The following is a 17,412-nucleotide window of genomic DNA, read 5'->3' as shown; positions in this document are numbered from 1 at the left end:
GAACTCCACTTCCGCGGTGGAGCATGCGATGCGCACGTACCTCGACCACCTCACGGTCGAACGCGGGCTCGCTGCCAACACGCTGTCGTCGTATCGGCGCGACCTGAGGCGGTACGCCGAGTTCCTGGCGCAACAGGACGTCGATGACCTCACCGCGGTCTCGGAGGCGACCGTGTCGGGGTTCCTGGCACACCTGCGCGAAGGCAGCGAGGAGCACCCGGCTCTGAGCGCGACCTCGGCGGCGCGGACGGTCGTGGCGGTGCGCGGGTTCCACAAGTTCGCGGTCGCCGACGGGCTGGTCGAGGCCAACCCGGCCGGCCATGTGAAGCCGCCGCGCGCGGAGAAGCGGCTGCCGAAGGCGCTCCCGCTGTCCGACGTCGAGGCGATCCTGGAGGCGGCCGGCGCGCCCGGCACCCCGCTCGCCCTACGTGACCGCGCACTCCTGGAGGTGCTCTACGGCACCGGTGCCCGGATCTCCGAGGCCGTCGGCCTCGACGTCGACGACCTCGACCGGGTCGACCACGTTGCCCTGCTGAGGGGCAAGGGCGGCAAGGAGCGGATCGTCCCGGTCGGCTCCTACGCCATCGAGGCTGTCGAGGCCTACCTCACCCGCGCCCGTCCCGATCTCGCCTCCGCCCGCTCGGGAGGTGCGCTCTTCCTCAACGCCCGAGGTGGCCGTCTCTCCCGCCAGTCCGCCTGGACGGTCCTGACCCGCGCCGCCGAGCGCGCCGGGATCGACAAGGACGTCTCCCCGCACACCCTTCGCCACTCCTTCGCCACCCACCTGCTGGACGGGGGTGCCGACGTACGTGTCGTGCAGGAGCTGCTGGGCCATGCGTCGGTGACCACGACGCAGATCTACACTCTTGTCACCGTGGACAATCTCCGAGAGGTCTTCGCGACCGCGCATCCCCGCGCCATCTGACACTGCTGGTCTGTACCTTCTCCCCGTGAGCATTCCTCGGTGGGCCGTCTGGACGGCGGTTGCCCTCGCCGCGGTGTTGGCGGGCAGCGTCGCGATCGGGCATGCCAGCCGAGCGATGTTCAGTGGTTGGTACCTTCCTTCGTCAGCCTCGGCACCCCCAGAACCAGGCGCGCCTCACCCCGCGTGCACGGCGCCGATTGCCAGAAAGTCGTTCTCCATGGACCTCGAAGTCACATACGCCGACGGTTGGGACGGCGGAGTCATCGGCCGCATGACCCCCGACCGAGCTCGGAGCCGGGACCGAGGTGGCAGCCCATACGTCACATTGATCCATGACGGCCCGCGTCTGGTGGCACAGGTTCGGGTATCGAGGGAGGCCGACCGGATCGAGGTCGTTGCGCACGACGAGGAGGGGAGAAGGAGCGCGCAACTGGATCTTCGTGGGGGAGGCGAAGTGATGGTCGTGCGGATGGTTGAGGCATGGGGCTACCGGACGGGTAGTTCTGATGCCGACGCCACCTACCGTTCTGTCACCTACAGACGCGACGGAAGGTGCGTGACGACCCATGAGCCGAATGGCGAAGGTGGCGGAAGCTACCAGACGTTTGGACAGGCGACCCAGCCTTCGGTGGGCCGACCCATGTTCGGTGACTGGCAGGAAGTCATCGCTCTAGCCGGAATCTCGGCGACCTCGCTGAACGGCGCAACGGCTGCCGATGCTCTCCCTCTCGGTAGTGGCGAGCCGTGGCGCCCCAAGGGGCCTTTCGCCCCCGGTGACCTCACGAAGCTGTTCACGAACGGTGCCGCCGTACAAGTGTTCGAGAGGGAAGCGGAGATTGCAGTCGTAGCAGCTGGTCAACTCGCTCTGCCCAGCGGCAAGTTGATCGTCATGGACCCCGGCTACCTCTGGCCTGGCGACGACAGCACGCCGCTCGACGGACAACCTGTGAGCGTGCCTCCAGGGACGTACCCGGTAGACCTCGCCATCGCAGACAAGACGGTCGCTGCGGCCCGGTTGACGATCTCCGAGCGTCCGGTTCGGCGCTGGGAGATGGCACTCGGCCCGGATCAGAGTTTGGCGGAGCTCCAGGACGGGCACTTCGCGGGCTTCGGCGTTGACACTGGCACCGCGTCGTTCACTGATGCGTCGGTCGCGTACAGCCTCGCTGACGCCGCCGACGAAGCCTCGGCGAGTCTCGACGCTTACTCCGCCGAAGTCGGTGAGCATGCGATGGTGATGTGGCATTCAGGCTTCGGTGACGGTGCGTATCCGGTATGGCTGGGTCGCGATGCGGCTGGAGATATCGCTGTGGTCATCGCCGACATGCTTGTCGTCGAGGGCCGTGACGAGTTCATAGGTGGTCCCTGATCGCGCCCTGCCGGTGCACTGGGCGCTTGGGAGACGGACGGCCTCTCAGGTGGCAACATGAACAGTCCTCGAAACCAACATCACAGACCACCGACATCTCGGACCGTCTCGCTGGGTAAGGTGCAGGGGATGAGTAAACAGTCGGGCGCATGGGTGCCGAAGGTCGGATCCAGCCCGGACGACGTCTACGAGGCGGTCGCGGAGTGGGTCGAGGGGAGTGGCCGCAGCCTCTACCCGCACCAGGACGAGGCGATCATGTCCATCCTCGCCGGCGACAACGTCATCCTGGCGACGCCGACAGGCTCGGGTAAGTCGCTGGTCGCCGCGGCGGCCCACGCGGCGGCGCTGGCCCAGGACAAGGTCTCCTTCTACACCGCGCCGATCAAGGCCCTGGTCAGCGAGAAGTTCTTCGACCTGGTCGAGACCTTCGGCGCCGAGAACGTCGGCATGCTCACCGGCGACGCGTCGGTCAACGCCGACGCCCCGATCATCTGCTGCACCGCCGAGGTGCTCGCCAACCTCGCGCTCAGGGAAGGCAGTCACGCCGACGTCGGGCTCGTGATCATGGACGAGTTCCACTACTACGGCGAACCCGACCGCGGCTGGGCCTGGCAGGTGCCGCTGCTCGAGCTCCCGCAGGCGCAGTTCCTGCTGCTCTCCGCGACGCTCGGCGACACCAGCGTCCTCGCCAAGGACCTGACCAGGCGAAACGGCCGCGACACCGTCCTCGTCGACCAGGCGGAACGACCCGTTCCGCTCACCTTCGACTGGCGCCTGACGCCGCTGCCGGAGACGCTCGAGGAGCTCGTCACCACCGGACAGGCGCCCGTCTACGTCGTCCACTTCACCCAGAAGGACGCCGTCACCCACGGCACCTCGCTGCTCAACGCCGGCTGGCTGAAGCTCTCCACCGAGGAGAAGGACCAGATCGCCAGGCGGCTCGAGCCGGTCCGCTTCGCCGCGGGCTTCGGCAAGACCCTGGCCAAGCTGCTGCGCAAGGGCATCGGCGTCCACCACGCCGGCATGCTCCCCAGATACCGACGGCTGGTCGAGCAGCTCGCCCAGGCCGGCCTGCTCAAGGTCATCGCCGGCACCGACACCCTCGGGGTCGGCATCAACGTCCCGATCCGCACGGTGCTCTTCACCGGCCTGGCCAAGTTCGACGGCCGCCGCCAGCGCATCCTCCGCACCCGGGAGTTCCTGCAGATCGCCGGAAGGGCGGGCCGCGCCGGCTTCGACACCCAGGGCTACGTCGTCGTCCAGGCCCCCGAGCACATCATCGAGAACGAGAAGGCCAAGGCGAAGTCCGAGGAGCGCCGCAAGGCCGGCAAGAAGAACTCCAAGGCCCAGCTCAAGAAGCCGCCCGAGGGCACCGTCGTGTGGACCGAGGCCACCTTCACCAAGCTCGTCGACGGCGCTCCCGAGCCGCTGCAGAGCCGGATGAAGGTCGACAACTCGATGATCCTCAACGTCGTCGCCCGCGACGAGGACGCCTTCGAGGTGATGCGCCGGATCACCATGGACAACCACGAGGACCGCCGCACCCAGCTCAAGCTCGCCCGCCGTGCCCTGCGCCTGACCCGCTCGCTGGTGCACAGCGGGGTCCTCACCCGGCTCGAGAACCCCGATGCGTACGGGCGCCGTTATGTCCTCACCGAGGCGCTCCCGGCCGACTTCGCGCTCAACCAGCCGCTGGCCCACTTCGCCCTGGCCGCGTTGGACACGCTCGACCCCGAGTCCCCGGAGCACACCCTGGAGATCGTCTCGGTGATCGAGTCCGTCCTCGAGCCGCCGCGCCAGATCCTCTTCGCCCAGCAGCACGAGGCCCGCGGCAAGGCGATCGAGAACATGAAGGCCGACGGCGTCGAGTACGACGAGCGGATGGCGCTCATCGAGGAGATCACCTGGCCCAGGCCGATGGCCGAGCGGCTCGAGGCGCTCTTCGAGGTCTACCGGGGCACCCACCCGTGGCTGCCCGAGGACGCCCTCGACCCGAAGTCGATCCTGCGCGAGATGTACGAGCAGGGGATGACCTTCACCGACGTCGTACGCCGCTATCAGCTCGCCCGCTCCGAGGGCCTGGTGCTGCGCTACCTGACCGACGCCTACCGCACCTTCCGGCACACGGTCCCCGAGACCTACAAGAGCCCCGAGGTGGAGGACCTGGTCGAGTGGCTGGGGGAGACGATCCGGCAGACCGACTCCAGCCTGCTGGACGAGTGGGAGGCGCTCTCCGACCCCGAGCACATCCCGTCGGCCGTCGCCCACCACGAGGCGCCACCGCCCCCGCGGTCCCTGTCCCAGCAGCAACGGGCCTTCGAGATCATGGTCCGCAACGCGATGTGGGCCCGTGTCGACGCGGTCTCGCGCGACGACCTCGACGGTCTGATGCGGCTCGAGCGTGCGGCCGCCGACCGCTTCGACCCCGCACGCGAGGTGGTGATGACCAGGTCCCGCTGGGACGACGCCCTGGAGGCCTACTTCGCCGAGCACGACGACGTCGGCATCTCCGCCGACTCGCGATCGCCCAAGCTGCTCACCTGGACCGCCGAGCGCGGCGCCCCGGCCGGGGTGGACGAGGGCGACGAGACGTACGACGACACCCGGGTCTGGCGGATCACCCAGACCATCGACGACCCGGCCGGCGACCACGACTGGGTGATCGAGGCGGTGGCCGATCTGGACGCGAGCGACGAGGCCGGCGAGCTGGTCCTGGCGACGGTGGCGATGCGCCGACTGTGACTGCTTGTCGGCGTCCGCTAGCGTTGCGTCGTGCGCAAGCTACTGAAGAACCCCGTCGTCGTCGCGGCCATCGCGAAGATCGCCAACGAGGCTCGCAAGCCCGAGAACCAGAAGAAGATCAAGGACGCTGCGACCAAGGCCTACGACCAGTTCCAGAAGCGCCGTAAGTCGCACTGACACCGGCCGATCGGGCGGAGATCCATCCACAGGTTTCTCCACATCGGAGGCCCTCCCTGTGGGGCTGGCGCGGCGCCAAGTGCACAGGTCATCAACAGATTCGGATCGCGTAGCAGAATCACCAGGATTTGCCTTGTGACACGCCCGGCGCGGCTCCTAGAGTCGCGCAGATCTGGGTCTTAGAGTCGCCGTGTCGACATATAGACCCGCACGCCGTGATCATCCCAGGGCCGCGGCAACTGAACCGGGGGTGGAGGAATGGAAGACAGCTATTTCGGAGCAGGTGGCGCGACCGCGCCGCAGATGCCTCCGCAGACGTCGGCGCCGCCGGCCTATCCGCCCTCCGCCCGGCTGCGCGCCAACGCCCCTGAGCCCGACGCGGGCGACTCCCCGGGCAAGAACAAGATGGGTCCGACCGGTCGCCCCTGGCCCAACCTCCCCGAGCCCGGCCCCGCCACCGGCGGCCCCGCGCGCACGGTCGCGATGGTCAACCAGAAGGGTGGCGTCGGCAAGACCACGACCACGATCAACCTGGGTGCCGCGCTGGCCGAGCACGGCCGCAAGGTGCTCCTCGTCGACTTCGACCCCCAGGGGTCGCTCTCGGTCGGTCTCGGGCTCCAGCCCAACGAGATCGAGCTGACCGTCTACAACCTGCTGATGGAGCGCGACATCACGCTCCAGGACGTGGTCGTGCCCTCCGGCATCGACGGCGTCGACCTGCTCCCGGCCAACATCGACCTCTCCGCCGCCGAGGTGCAGCTGGTCCAAGAGGTCGCCCGCGAGCAGACCCTGGCCCGCGCCTTGGCCCCGGCCGTCGCGAACTACGACGTGATCCTGATCGACTGCCAGCCGAGCCTCGGCCTGCTGACCGTCAACGCGCTGACCGCCTCCGACTCGGTGGTCGTGCCGCTGGAGTGCGAATACTTCGCGCTGCGCGGTGTCGCCCTGCTCAAGGACACCATCGACAAGGTTCAGGAGCGGCTCAACCCGCGTCTGAAGATCGACGGAATACTGGGCACGATGTACGACAGCCGCACCATGCACAGCCGCGAGGTCATGGAGACCCTGGTCAACGGCTGGGGCGACCGCGTCTTCCACAGCGTCATCCGACGCACCGTGAAGTTCGCCGACTCCACCGTGGTCGGCGAGCCGATCACCGAGTACGCCTCCAGCTCCACCGGCGCCGACTCCTACCGGATGCTCGCCAAGGAGGTGCTGGCCCGATGGCAACGAGGCGAGTGAGGGTTCCCGCCGCCGACGACCTCTTCCGGCGTACGTCCGACGGTGCCACCCCGGCGGCCGCCGCCGAGGCGAAGGCCCGTCCGGTCCACGCCGTGCCCGAGCCCGACGCGGAGGCGCCGGCGGCCAAGAAGCGGTCCAGCGGCCGCGTACGGCACGACGAGAAGATGACTGTCTACATCACCTCCGAGGAGCTGCTCGACCTCGAGCACGCCCGGCTCAGCCTGCGGGCGAAGCACAGCATCGCGGTCGACCGCGGCCGGCTGGTGCGTGAGGCGCTCGCGATCGTGCTGGCCGATCTGGAGGAGTACGGGGAAGACAGCGCCCTCGTGCACCGGCTCGCCGAGTGACGGTGACGGTCACCCAGATGACACAAGCCCCGGACGGGGCCGAGGAGCAGGAGTCGGGTGGTGCCGGCGGATTCGAGGTGCACCTCGGCAACTTCGAGGGGCCCTTCGACCTGCTGCTCAGCCTGATCGCCAAGCACAAGCTCGACATCACCGAGGTCTCGCTGGCCACGGTGACCGACGAGTTCATCGCGTACGTCAAGAAGGGTGCCGCCGACAGCGGGAAGGGCGCCTGGGACCTCGACCAGACCTCCAACTTCCTGCTGGTCGCGAGCACGCTGCTCGACCTGAAGGCGGCCCGGCTGCTGCCGCAGGGCGACGTCGAGGACGAGGAGGACCTCGCGCTGCTCGAGGCGCGCGACCTCCTCTTCGCGCGGCTGCTGCAGTACAAGGCGTTCAAACAGGTGGCGGCCGTCTTCGGGGAGCGGCTGGCGAAGGAGTCCAAGCGCCACCCGCGCTCGGTGCAGCTCGAACCGCGCTACGCGGGCCTGCTGCCCGAAGTGCTCATCGGCATCGGCTTGGAGCAGTTCGCCCAGCTCGCCGCGGCCGCGATGGCGCCCAAGCCCGGACCGCCCGAGATCGGGCTGGCCCACATCCACGGCTCGAAGGTGTCGGTCAAGGAGCAGGCGGCGCTGGTCATCGAGCGGCTGCGCGCCTCGGGCCAGATCACCTTCCGCGGGCTGTGCTCCGACTCGCCCGACACGCTGACCACGGTGGCCCGGTTCCTGTCGCTGCTGGAGCTGTTCCGTGAGGGAGCGGTCGCCTTCGACCAGGTCACCGCGCTGGGCGAGCTGACCGTGCGCTGGACCGGCGACGGGGCGCTCGATGTCGATGAGCTGATCCAGGACGAGTTCGAGGGGCAGCCGCCTGCCGAGGGTGGCGCCGACGATGGGGAGAAGGACGACGATGACTGAGGCCGCCGACGAGACGCTCGCAATCGATTTTGCTGATCTACGCCCGGCGCTCGAGGCCGTACTGATGGTCGCCGACGAGCCGCTCGAGGCTGCCGCACTGGCCTCGGCCGTGGGCCACCCGACCGCCGAGGTGGTCGCGTCGCTCGAGGGTCTCGCCGCCGAGTACACCGAGCAGGGCCGCGGCTTCGACCTGCGCAACGTCGCCGGTGGCTGGCGGTTCTACACCCGCGAGGCCTACGCCGAGGTCGTCGGAGGCTTCGTGCTGGAGGGGCAGCAGGCTCGGCTGACCCAGGCGGCGCTGGAGACGCTCGCCGTGGTGGCCTACAAGCAGCCCGTCTCCCGGGCCCGGGTCTCCGCGATCCGTGGCGTCAACGTCGACGGCGTGATGCGTACGCTGCTCACCCGCGGTCTCGTCGAGGAGGCCGGCCAGGACCACGAGACCGGCGCCAACCTCTACCGCACCACCGGCTACTTCCTCGAGCGGATCGGCATCACCGACCTCGGCGAGCTGCCCGAGCTGGCTCCCTATCTGCCCGACCTCGCCGACATGGAGGAGGAGCTCACCGAGCAGGTCAGCCAGGAGGCGCTCGCCGCGCAGCCGGAGGAGGCTGCGGCGAATGGGCGCGACTCCGAGGATGCGGGAGAATCGAATCCGTGAGTGACCTACCTGAGCGTGACGACCTGCCGCTGGACGACGAGGGCCTGATCCGGCTCCAGAAGCTGCTGGCCCTGGCCGGCGTCGCGTCGCGCCGCGGCAGCGAGATCCTGATGCTCAACGGCGAGGTCGAGGTCAACGGCGAGGTCGTCACCCGCCTCGGCACCAAGGTCGACCCGGGCAAGGACGTCGTACGCGTCGGCGGCAAGCGGCTCCCGCCGATCTCCGGCAAGGTCTACCTGGTCCTCAACAAGCCGCGGGGCGTGGTCTCGACGATGAGCGACCCGGAAGGCCGGCGCAACCTCTCCGACCTGGTCGCCGACCGCCCGGAGCGCCTCTTCCACGTCGGCCGTCTCGACACCGACACCGAGGGCCTGATCATCCTCACCAACGACGGCGACTTCGCCCACCGGCTGGCCCACCCCAGCTACGAGGTCGACAAGACCTATGTCGCCGAGGTCAAGGGCGAGATCTTCCCCAACGTACGCAAGCGGCTCCTCGCCGGCGTCACCCTCGAGGACGGCCCGGTCACGGTGACCAAGGCCCGGATCATGGAGACCCGCAAGGACAAGTCGATCATCGAGCTGGTCATCCACGAGGGACGCAACCGCATCGTGCGCCGCCTCCTCGATCACCTCGGCCACCCGGTCACCCGCCTGACCCGCACCCGGATCGGCCCGGTCCGGCTGGGCACCATGAAGCCCGGCGACATGCGCGACCTCTCCCGCGAGGAGCTCGGCGAGCTCCTCGACACCACCGAGCTCTGACGGCTCGGAATCGTGGATGCGTACGCGACGGCGAGCCGTTAAGGTGAGCGGCATGCAGCAGCGCGCGATGAGCACGGCGACGCCGGACCCACTCCGGCGCTGACCTGCTGTCCACCCCTTTCGCAGACCGCCCCGGAGCAGTGCTCCGGGGCGGTTCTTCGTCTCTGGTGGTGGTGCTCCGGGCCTCATCCCCAGGAGCACCCATGAACCTCGATCATCGCGACCTCAACCGCGACCTCGGCATCTTCGCCACCGACCCGCTGGCCGGCTCGGGGCTGCCGTTGTGGCTGCCCGACGGGGCTGTCGTCTTCGCCGAGCTGGAACGGCTGGCCGCCGACCTGGCCAGGGCCGACGGCTGCGTACCGGTCAAGACCCCGGTGCTCGGCAAACGCGCGCTCTTCGAGCGGTCGGGACACTGGGCGAAGTTCGCCGACGACATGTTCCCGCCGATGGCCGTCGGGTCGGGCTCGGCCGGGGAGGAGGACGACCTCGTTCTGCGGCCCGCGAACTGCCCGCACCATGCGCTGGTCTACCGGGCGCGCCCACACTCCTACCGAGAGCTCCCGGTCCGGCTCCACGAGCTCGCCCCGATGTTCCGTGCCGAGCGCTCCGGGGTGCTGTCCGGGCTGAGCCGGGTACGTCAGATCAACCTCGACGACACCCACGTCTTCTGCCGCCCCGACCAGGTGGCCGAGGAGGCCGCGAAGGCACTGAGCTCTGCGCTTAGGGCGCAGGACATCCTCGGTCTCCGGGTCGACTACGTACGCCTCTCCCTCCGCGACTCCTCGCCGTCCTATCTCGGCTCCGCCGAGCAGTGGCACGGTGCCGAGGGTGCGTTGAGGAAGGCGGCCTCCGAGGCGGGCGTCGAGGTCGTCGAGGCACCGGGTGAGGCCGCCTTCTACGGACCCAAGCTCGACCTCCAGGTCGTCGACCCGCGTGGCCACGAGGAGACCATCGCCACCGTCCAGGTCGACTTCAACCAGCCCGAGCGGTTCGACCTGACCTACGACGCCGCCGACGGCTCCCGGCAGCGGGTCGTGATGGTCCACCGCGGCACCGTCGGCTCCATGGAGCGTGTCACCGCGGCGGTGCTCGAGCGCTACCAGGGGCGCCTCCCGTTGTGGCTCGCACCCGTCCAGCTCGCCGTCCTGCCGGTCTCCTCGTCTCAGGACCGGGCGGCGCGGGCGCTCGTCGACGCGCTCGTCGCCGAGGGTCTGCGTCCGCGCCTGGATCCTGAGGGCTCGCTCGGCGCTCGGATCCGGGAGTCCCGCCGTCGGCGTGAGCCGCTCATCGCGGTCATCGGGGCTGTCGAGGCGGAGGCCGGGGAGGTGCAGGTACGTGACGTCGCTGCGGGTGTCGAGCGGCGCGTCGGAGCGGCTGATCTGGTCGAGGCTGTGAAGGCGGCGTATGCGTCTCGTGTGGTCGGGATCTCGTGGTGACTGCTCCTTCAGGGGCTGTCTCTCCGAAAGTCCATACACCGCGCAGCCCTATCGCACACCGGACCCGCTCGCGGCGATAGCGCATGGGCAACCCGCGCCGACCGTGGCACCATCGAGACATGGCCGTGCCGGACGTGCTGCGTCCCTATGTCACGTCGCTGATCGCCTACGACGTGGACTTCGGCGCGCCGGGGATGCACCGCGGGATGCCGTCGACCGAGGTGACGTTCGTCCTCTCGGTCGACGATCCTCTGGTCACCTCGTGGGGGAGCGGCGGCGAGCCGGTGACGGCGTGGTCGCTGGTCTCGGGGCTGCACACCCGGCCGGCGACGATCCATCACCGCGGCTACCAGCGCGGCGTGCAGCTGGGACTGACGACCGTCGGGGTGCGGGCGCTCTTCGGGATGCCGGCCGCGGCCTGGCGCGGTGAACTCCTGGCCCTCGACGAGGTCGCGGCACCCGGCGGCGTACGTCATCTGCCGGAGCAGCTGGCCGAGGCCGATCCGCGGCAGTGGGAGCGGTTGGTCGTCACCGGGCTGGTCGACGCGCTGGCGCGCCACGGCGAGCCCGGGCCGAGGGCGGAGGTCGGGCGGGCGCTGGCGCTGCTGACCGGGGGAGCGGGGGTGCAGGAGGTGGCCGACGACGTCGGCTACAGCCGCCGGCGGATCAGCGACCTGGTGCGCGCCGAGACCGGGGTCGCGCCGAAGCAGTTCCAGCGGCTGGCGCGCTTCGACCGGTCCCGCGGACTCGTCGGCCGGATGCCGCTGGCGCAGGCGGCAAGCATCTGCGGCTACGCCGACCAGGCGCACCTGACCCGGGAGTGGCAGGAGTTCGCGGGGTGCACGCCGACGACCTGGCTGCACGAGGAGTTCCCATTCGTTCAAGACCTCGCCGACCGCCAGCCGGTTGACTCGAGGCATGAGCACTGAACCCATCAGAGACGTAGCGAAGATCAAGTACTGGCAGTCGATGGCGTTCCGGGACGCCGAGGCGATGATGGCGTGGCTGAGCGCGATCGGTTTCGTCGAGCACGCCACCTACCGCGAAGGCGGCATCGTGCACCACGCGGAATGGCTCTGGCCCGGTGGCGGCGGGCTGATGTTCGGACAGGTACGCGAGGACGGCGGCATCAAGAAGACCGGTGTGTCCTCCGCCTACCTGATCACCGACGACCCCGACGCCGTCTTCGACAAGGCGGTCGCCGCGGGCGCCACCGTGGACCGGCCGATGGTCGACCAGGACTACGGCGGTCGCGGCGGCACGGTGACCGATCCGGAGGGCAACTCCTGGTCGTTCGGCAGCTACCAGCCGTCGTGATCGCAAGGCGATATCGCACATCCTGGTCGCCGGTCTCGATAGCGCACCGACAGGCCTGAGACGAAGAGGGTCGAGCGGCACCGACCGTTTAGCCTTGGACGCATGACACGGACCGGGGAAGCAGGGGGACGGTCGTCGAGTCTGACCGGCCCGGTCGAGATCGTCGGCGTCGGGCTGCTGGGCACCTCCGTGGCGCTGGCGTGCGCCGCGGCCGGTCTCGACGTGCTCCTCAGCGACTCGGTCGCCAGTCACGTACGGACCGCGACCGGCCTCGGCGCCGGCCGCCGGCGCAAGCCCGGCGACACGCCGCAGCTGGTCGTCGTCGCGGTCCCGCCGGCGCATCTCGGTGAGGTGATCACCCGAGCCCTCGCCGACAGCCCCGAGGCGGTCGTCACCGACGTCGGCAGCGTGAAGGCGTCGCCGCTGTCCTACGTGCGTGAGCACAGCCCCGCAGAGGTCCACCGCTACGTCGGCGGGCACCCGATGGCCGGCAGCGAGCGCTCCGGACCGCTGGCCGCGACCGCGACGCTGTTCGAGGGACGGCCGTGGGCGGTCACGCCGCACGCGGAGGCCGACCCGGAGGCGACCGAGCTCGTCGGCGAGCTCGCCACCCTGTGCGGCGGCGTCCCGCTGACCCTCACCCCCGAGGATCACGACCAGGCGGTCGCCCGCACCTCCCACGTACCGCATCTGATGGCCGCGCTCGTGGCCGGCCGCCTCGCGGTGGCGCCGGAGGGACACCTCGGCCTCAGCGGCCAGGGGGTACGCGACGTGACCCGCGTGGCCGCCGGCGACCCGGGCCTCTACGGCCAGATCGTGGCCGGCAACGCCCGGGCCGTGACCGACCTGCTCACCGAGGTGCGCGCCCAGCTCGACGAGATGATCGCGGCCGTCGGTAGCGGCGACGCGGCCGCCCTGGACGTACTCCTCAAGGAGGGGCAGGCCGGCACCCGGGCCATCCCCGGGAAGCACGGTCGGCCGCAGACCGCACAGGCGATCGTCTACGTCACCGTGCCCGACGAGCCCGGCAACCTGGCCCGGCTCTTCGCGGACGCGGGGGAGAGCGGCGTCAACATCGAGGACGTACGCATCGACCACGACCCGGGCCGCCCGGTGGGTGTCATGGAGCTGATCGTCGCCGAGGACGCGGCCGATCGGATGCAGGCGGTTCTGGAGTCCCGGGGTTGGGTCGCTCACCGGTAGGCTCCCGCCCGTGAGCAGCAGCAATCCCACCACTGACCCCGCCCGCATCGTCATCGCCGTCGACGGCACCTCCGGCTCCGGTAAGTCGAGCACCTCGCGTGGGGTCGCCGATCGCCTCGGGATGCGCTACCTCGACACCGGCGCGATGTACCGGGCGATGACCTGGTGGATGCTCAGCAACGACATCGACGTGCACGACGCCGACGCCGTCGCCGCCGCGGCCGGCAAGCCCGTGATCACCTCCGGAACCGACCCGCTCGGCCCCACGATCGCCCTCGACGGGGCCGACGTCTCGGTCGAGATCCGCAGCGACCGGGTCAACGCCGCCGTCTCCCCGGTCGCCACCGTCCGCGAGGTCCGCGCCCGCCTGATCGCCCTCCAGCAGCAGGAGATCGAGCAGGCGCTGGCCGCTGGCTCCGGCATCGTGGTCGAGGGCCGTGACATCGGCACTGCCGTGTGGCCCGCCGCCGAGCTGAAGCTGTACGTCACCGCCGACCCGGCCGCCCGAGCTGCGCGCCGCGCCGCCGAGGAGGGTGGCAGCGACGCCGAAGCCGTCCGCGCCTCTCTGGAGAACCGGGACAAGATCGACTCCACCAAGGGCGGTGCGGCGGTGCCGGAGGGGGCGATCCACGTCGACACGACGCCTTACACGCTGGACGAGGTCATCGAATCGGTGGTCGAGCTCGTCGAGACCGCGGTGCGTGCAACAGCCGAGAAGGCGGGGGAGTGAGAGACCTTCCACACACGGATGGTGTCGAGCACCCCACCCGCTGGCCGCTCTATCACCTCAACGTCCACGCCCGGCGGCTGATCCGCCGCCGTTACGACGTCCGGCTGCACGAGACGGAGAACATCCCGGCGACGGGGGCGGTCGTCTTCGCCTCCAACCACATCGGCATCATCGACGGTCCGCTGCTGGCGATCTTCACCCCGCGTCCGGTGCACGCGCTGACCAAGCTGGAGATGTTCGAGCACTGGTTCCTCGGCCCGTTCCTGCGCTGGGCGGGCCAGATCCCGCTCTACCGGTTCGGCAGCGACCCGGCCGCGGTGAAGACGGCGCTGAAGGTGCTGCGCGAGGGCAACGCGATGGGTATCTACCCGGAGGGCACCCGGGGTGCCGGCGACCTGGTCCGCTTCAACCGCGGCGCCGCCTATTTCGCCCTCGCCTCGGGCGCTCCGGTGGTGCCCGTGACCATGCTCGGCAGCCGCGACCCGGGCGGCGGGGTCTCGTCGCTGCCGCACAAAGGTGCCCGGATCGACATCGTCTATGGCGAGCCTTTCCACGTCGAGCGCGTAGGCTGGCCGCGTACCAGGGAACAAGTCGGGCATGTCTCGGGTTTGCTCCAGAAGCACATGCAGGTCCAACAGGACCATGCCCTGGCGTTGACCGGTCGCGAGCTGCCCGGTCCGCTACCTAGCGAGGAGAACAATGACTGACCCCGACGTTTCGTACGAGGACGTACGAGACCTGCACGAGACTGACGAGACCCCGGCCGGGCCACAGCCCGTCGTGGCCGTCGTCGGCCGCCCCAACGTCGGGAAGTCGACCCTGGTCAACCGGATCATCGGCCGCCGCGAGGCGGTCGTCCAGGACGTACCCGGCGTGACCCGCGACCGGGTCTCCTACGACGCCGACTGGAACGGCAAGGCGTTCACGCTGGTCGACACCGGCGGCTGGGACCCCGACGCCCAGGGGCTGGCCGAGCGGATCGCCGCCCAGGCCGAGATCGCGGTCTCCCTGGCCGACGCCGTCCTCTTCGTGGTCGACGCGACCGTCGGCATCACCGACGCCGACGAGGCGGTCGTACGCATCCTGCGCAAGTCCGGCAAGCCGGTCGTCCTGGTTGCCAACAAGGTCGACGACATGCGCACCGAGGCGGAGGCCTCCGCTCTGTGGAACCTCGGGCTCGGTGAGCCCTGGCCGGTCTCTGCGCTCCACGGCCGTGGCTCGGGCGACATGCTCGACGCGATCCTCGCGGTGCTCCCCGACCCGCCGCCGCTCCCCGAGGGCACAGAGATCGGTGGCCCGCGTCGGATCGCGCTCGTCGGCAAGCCCAACGTCGGCAAGTCCTCGCTGCTCAACAAGCTGGCCAAGGAGGAGCGGGCCGTCGTCGACAACGTCGCCGGCACCACCGTCGACCCGGTCGACGAGCTGATCGAGCTCGGCGGCCGCGAGTGGCGCTTCATCGACACCGCGGGCATCAGGAAGCGGGTCAAGGAGTCGAGCGGGCACGAGTACTACGCGTCCCTGCGCACCACCACCGCGATCGACCGCGCCGAGGTGGCCGTGCTGGTCATCGATGGCGGCGAGAAGATCTCCGAGCAGGACATCCGGATCCTGCAGACGGTCCGCGAGGCCGGTCGCGCGCTCGTGATCGCCTTCAACAAGTGGGACCTCGTCGACGAGGACCGTCGCTGGCAGCTCGACCGCGAGATCGAGCGGGAGCTCGTCCAGGTGCAGTGGGCGCCGCGGATCAACATCACGGCCCGCACCGGCTGGCACGTCGACCGCCTGGTCCCGGCTCTCGACAAGGCTCTCGAGGGCTGGGAGACGCGCATCGGCACGGGCGCGCTCAACTCCTTCCTCGGCCGCCTCGTCGCCGAGCACCCGCACCCGGTCCGCTCCGGCAAGCAGCCGAAGATCCTCTTCGGCACCCAGCCCTCGACCGCGCCGCCGACCTTCATCCTGTTCACCAGCGGCAAGCTCGACGCCTCCTACGAGCGCTTCATCGAGCGTCGGCTGCGCGAGGAGTTCGGCTTCGTCGGCACCCCGATCGTGCTCCAGCAGCGGGTCCGGGAGAAGCGCAAGCGCTAGCAGGCGCAGGACCCGACGCAACAGGCCCGCATGTCACCGGTGGTGACCTGCGGGCCTGCCGCATGTCGTGGGCTGGTCAGGCGGCGGAGTCGTCCGCGGTGGCCCGGGCGGGCTTGGCCTCGAGGCGCTCCAGCACGCCCTCGTAGAGCTTGGTCAGGGCGGCGACCTCCTCGGGAGTGAAGGCGTCGAACATGACCTGCCGGATCAGCTTCACGTGCTCAGGGGCAGCGGCCTCGATGGCCTCGAGCCCGGCCGGGGTGAGGTCGACGTAGGCTCCGCGCCGGTCGTCGAGGCACTCGCGACGCTCGACGAGCCCGCGGGCGGCCATCCGCATCACCTGACGCGAGAGCCGGCTCTTCTCCCACTGGAGCTTGTCGCCGAGCTCGTACATCCGCAGCGAGCGGTCGGGGACGTCGGTCAGGTTGACCAGGACGTCGTAGTCGGCGAGGGAGAGGCCGTTCTTGGCCTGGAGGTCGCGGTTCATCCGCGCGGTGAGCTGTGCGTTGACGGCAAGCCAGGCACGCCAGGCGACCTGTTCGTCGTTACTGAGCCACTTGACCTCGTCCATGAGGTACACCTTACCGAGTCGGAACTGGTGCTTTCAGCATCACCGCCCGCTCCCGGCAACTGTTGACGCAGAAACTAGACTGGTCGCAGAGGCGCGGCCAGAGAGGATTCCCACTGATGAGCATGTGGAACTTCATGGACGCATCCAGCAAGGAGACCCTGCTGGACCTCATCCGCCGCGAGGCGGACGGCATGTTCGCCCTCGTCGCCGCCGACGAGGCCTGGAACGGTCCGACCGCCTCGGGCGCGTGGACCGCCGCGAACGTCGTCGGCCACCTGGTCGACACCACCGAGACCTACTTCCGCAGCTTCGACGCCGCCGAAGGCAAGGGGGAGGCGCCGGAGCTGGTGCCGCTCACCGAGATGGCGACGCACGTCGACAAGGGCGCCCGCCAGTTCGAGGGCGTCTCGCGCGCCGAGCTGGTCGAGCGCTGTCAGACGGCGCTCGCCGACGAGCTGGCGATCTTCGAGGGTCTCAGCACCGACGACTGGATGGGCCTGACGGTCCCGCACAAGTACATGGGCCCGCTCCCGGCGGCGTTCTACCCGGTCTTCGCGCTCGTCGACTACACGCTGCACAGCTGGGACATCCGCGAGGGCCTCGGCCGTCCGCACGCGCTGGCGGCGGACTCCGCCGACATGCTGGTGCCGCTGTGCAACATCTTGTGGGCCAACACCGTGGCGCGTACGCCCGCGGCGGAGCCGCTCGAGGTCGGCATCAGCATCACCTCCGGCGCGCACGCCGGTGGCACCCGGATGACGCTCGGCGCCGACGGCCTCCAGCAGGAGCCCGGATCGCTCGACGGCGTGGAGACGATCATCGAATTCGACCCGGCCAGCTTCGTGCTGACCGCGTACGGCCGGACCAACGCCGGCACCGTCAAGGGCGACCCCGCGGTCGCCGCAGAGTTCCTGGGCAGCTTCTTCAGGATCTGA

Annotated in this window: 18 protein-coding genes; 17 read left to right on the top strand and 1 reads right to left on the bottom strand. The window is 69.8% G+C overall.

Annotated elements, in window-relative coordinates; translation table 11 throughout:
- The first annotated feature begins 16 nt into the window (after positions 1 to 16).
- The 16 genes from xerD to der all read left to right on the top strand — a co-directional run bounded on the left by xerD (position 17) and on the right by der (position 15,909).
- Complete coding sequence (gene xerD, locus HD557_RS13510) at positions 17 to 925, top strand: site-specific tyrosine recombinase XerD (protein WP_307785621.1); 909 nt, start codon at positions 17 to 19, stop codon at positions 923 to 925.
- Positions 926 to 1,142: 217 nt separating this feature from the next.
- Complete coding sequence (locus HD557_RS13505) at positions 1,143 to 2,294, top strand: DUF4241 domain-containing protein (protein ID WP_008359443.1); 1,152 nt, start codon at positions 1,143 to 1,145, stop codon at positions 2,292 to 2,294.
- A 129-nt stretch (positions 2,295 to 2,423) separates the two neighbouring features.
- On the top strand, positions 2,424 to 5,036 hold the full coding sequence (locus tag HD557_RS13500; RefSeq protein WP_008359445.1) for a DEAD/DEAH box helicase: 2,613 nt from the start codon (positions 2,424 to 2,426) through the stop codon (positions 5,034 to 5,036).
- A gap of 30 nt (positions 5,037 to 5,066) precedes the next feature.
- Positions 5,067 to 5,213 carry a hypothetical protein gene (locus HD557_RS13495; RefSeq protein WP_008359447.1) on the top strand — a complete coding sequence of 49 codons (147 nt, stop codon included), beginning with the start codon at positions 5,067 to 5,069 and terminating at the stop codon, positions 5,211 to 5,213.
- A gap of 303 nt (positions 5,214 to 5,516) precedes the next feature.
- Positions 5,517 to 6,455, top strand: a complete 939-nt coding sequence (locus HD557_RS13490; protein WP_445321548.1) for an AAA family ATPase — start codon at positions 5,517 to 5,519, stop codon at positions 6,453 to 6,455.
- The gene (locus HD557_RS13485) at positions 6,437 to 6,802 is read left to right on the top strand and encodes a hypothetical protein (RefSeq protein WP_008359450.1); all 366 of its coding nucleotides are present in this window, start codon (positions 6,437 to 6,439) and stop codon (positions 6,800 to 6,802) included. Before HD557_RS13490 ends, HD557_RS13485 begins: the two co-directional genes overlap by 19 nt.
- A 17-nt stretch (positions 6,803 to 6,819) precedes the next feature.
- Positions 6,820 to 7,713 (top strand): segregation and condensation protein A, encoded by an 894-nt coding sequence (locus HD557_RS13480; RefSeq protein ID WP_050800868.1) that lies wholly within the window; start codon positions 6,820 to 6,822, stop codon positions 7,711 to 7,713.
- Entirely contained in the window at positions 7,706 to 8,371 is a 666-nt protein-coding gene (gene scpB, locus HD557_RS13475; RefSeq protein ID WP_008359453.1) for an SMC-Scp complex subunit ScpB, read from the top strand. The genes HD557_RS13480 and scpB overlap by 8 nt, the downstream gene beginning before the upstream one ends.
- Positions 8,368 to 9,135 carry a pseudouridine synthase gene (locus tag HD557_RS13470; protein WP_196874227.1) on the top strand — a complete coding sequence of 256 codons (768 nt, stop codon included), beginning with the start codon at positions 8,368 to 8,370 and terminating at the stop codon, positions 9,133 to 9,135. The genes scpB and HD557_RS13470 overlap by 4 nt, the downstream gene beginning before the upstream one ends.
- A gap of 203 nt (positions 9,136 to 9,338) precedes the next feature.
- Positions 9,339 to 10,574: a threonine--tRNA ligase gene (gene thrS, locus HD557_RS13465; RefSeq protein ID WP_196874226.1), complete on the top strand. Its 1,236-nt coding sequence runs from the start codon at positions 9,339 to 9,341 to the stop codon at positions 10,572 to 10,574.
- Between the two features lie 119 nt (positions 10,575 to 10,693).
- Positions 10,694 to 11,503 carry a helix-turn-helix domain-containing protein gene (locus HD557_RS13460; protein WP_196874225.1) on the top strand — a complete coding sequence of 270 codons (810 nt, stop codon included), beginning with the start codon at positions 10,694 to 10,696 and terminating at the stop codon, positions 11,501 to 11,503.
- Complete coding sequence (locus HD557_RS13455; protein ID WP_231380279.1) at positions 11,493 to 11,891, top strand: VOC family protein; 399 nt, start codon at positions 11,493 to 11,495, stop codon at positions 11,889 to 11,891. Before HD557_RS13460 ends, HD557_RS13455 begins: the two co-directional genes overlap by 11 nt.
- Before the next feature lie 102 nt (positions 11,892 to 11,993).
- Positions 11,994 to 13,094: a prephenate dehydrogenase gene (locus tag HD557_RS13450; RefSeq protein WP_196874224.1), complete on the top strand. Its 1,101-nt coding sequence runs from the start codon at positions 11,994 to 11,996 to the stop codon at positions 13,092 to 13,094.
- A 10-nt stretch (positions 13,095 to 13,104) separates the two neighbouring features.
- Entirely contained in the window at positions 13,105 to 13,824 is a 720-nt protein-coding gene (gene cmk / locus HD557_RS13445; RefSeq protein ID WP_196874223.1) for a (d)CMP kinase, read from the top strand.
- Positions 13,821 to 14,531, top strand: coding sequence for a lysophospholipid acyltransferase family protein (locus HD557_RS13440; protein ID WP_196874222.1), 711 nt, complete (start codon positions 13,821 to 13,823; stop codon positions 14,529 to 14,531). Before cmk ends, HD557_RS13440 begins: the two co-directional genes overlap by 4 nt.
- The gene (gene der, locus HD557_RS13435; protein ID WP_008359463.1) at positions 14,524 to 15,909 is read left to right on the top strand and encodes a ribosome biogenesis GTPase Der; all 1,386 of its coding nucleotides are present in this window, start codon (positions 14,524 to 14,526) and stop codon (positions 15,907 to 15,909) included. The genes HD557_RS13440 and der overlap by 8 nt, the downstream gene beginning before the upstream one ends.
- Positions 15,910 to 15,985: 76 nt before the next feature.
- Here the strand turns inward: der and HD557_RS13430 are convergent, their stop codons facing one another.
- Positions 15,986 to 16,477, bottom strand: a complete 492-nt coding sequence (locus tag HD557_RS13430) for a MarR family winged helix-turn-helix transcriptional regulator (protein WP_008359464.1) — start codon at positions 16,475 to 16,477, stop codon at positions 15,986 to 15,988.
- 116 nt (positions 16,478 to 16,593) lie between these two features.
- On the opposite strand from HD557_RS13430, the gene HD557_RS13425 reads away from it, so the two are divergent.
- Complete coding sequence (locus tag HD557_RS13425) at positions 16,594 to 17,412, top strand: maleylpyruvate isomerase family mycothiol-dependent enzyme (protein ID WP_196874221.1); 819 nt, start codon at positions 16,594 to 16,596, stop codon at positions 17,410 to 17,412.

The sequence above is a fragment of the Nocardioides luteus genome (assembly GCF_015752315.1).
Lineage (GTDB): Bacteria > Actinomycetota > Actinomycetes > Propionibacteriales > Nocardioidaceae > Nocardioides.
The sequence above is the reverse complement of the archived record's forward strand: the minus strand, read 5'-3'. Positions and strand labels throughout refer to the sequence as shown.

Coding starts and splice junctions, on each gene's coding strand:
- HD557_RS13505 (WP_008359443.1), top strand. CDS start 1,143: ATGGACCTCGAAGTCACATACGCCGACGGTTGGGACGGCGGAGTCATC.
- HD557_RS13500 (WP_008359445.1), top strand. CDS start 2,424: ATGAGTAAACAGTCGGGCGCATGGGTGCCGAAGGTCGGATCCAGCCCG.
- HD557_RS13490 (WP_445321548.1), top strand. CDS start 5,517: ATGCCTCCGCAGACGTCGGCGCCGCCGGCCTATCCGCCCTCCGCCCGG.
- HD557_RS13485 (WP_008359450.1), top strand. CDS start 6,437: ATGGCAACGAGGCGAGTGAGGGTTCCCGCCGCCGACGACCTCTTCCGG.
- HD557_RS13480 (WP_050800868.1), top strand. CDS start 6,820: ATGACACAAGCCCCGGACGGGGCCGAGGAGCAGGAGTCGGGTGGTGCC.
- scpB (WP_008359453.1), top strand. CDS start 7,706: ATGACTGAGGCCGCCGACGAGACGCTCGCAATCGATTTTGCTGATCTA.
- thrS (WP_196874226.1), top strand. CDS start 9,339: ATGAACCTCGATCATCGCGACCTCAACCGCGACCTCGGCATCTTCGCC.
- HD557_RS13460 (WP_196874225.1), top strand. CDS start 10,694: ATGGCCGTGCCGGACGTGCTGCGTCCCTATGTCACGTCGCTGATCGCC.
- HD557_RS13455 (WP_231380279.1), top strand. CDS start 11,493: ATGAGCACTGAACCCATCAGAGACGTAGCGAAGATCAAGTACTGGCAG.
- HD557_RS13450 (WP_196874224.1), top strand. CDS start 11,994: ATGACACGGACCGGGGAAGCAGGGGGACGGTCGTCGAGTCTGACCGGC.
- der (WP_008359463.1), top strand. CDS start 14,524: ATGACTGACCCCGACGTTTCGTACGAGGACGTACGAGACCTGCACGAG.
- HD557_RS13430 (WP_008359464.1), bottom strand. CDS start 16,477: ATGGACGAGGTCAAGTGGCTCAGTAACGACGAACAGGTCGCCTGGCGT.
- HD557_RS13425 (WP_196874221.1), top strand. CDS start 16,594: ATGAGCATGTGGAACTTCATGGACGCATCCAGCAAGGAGACCCTGCTG.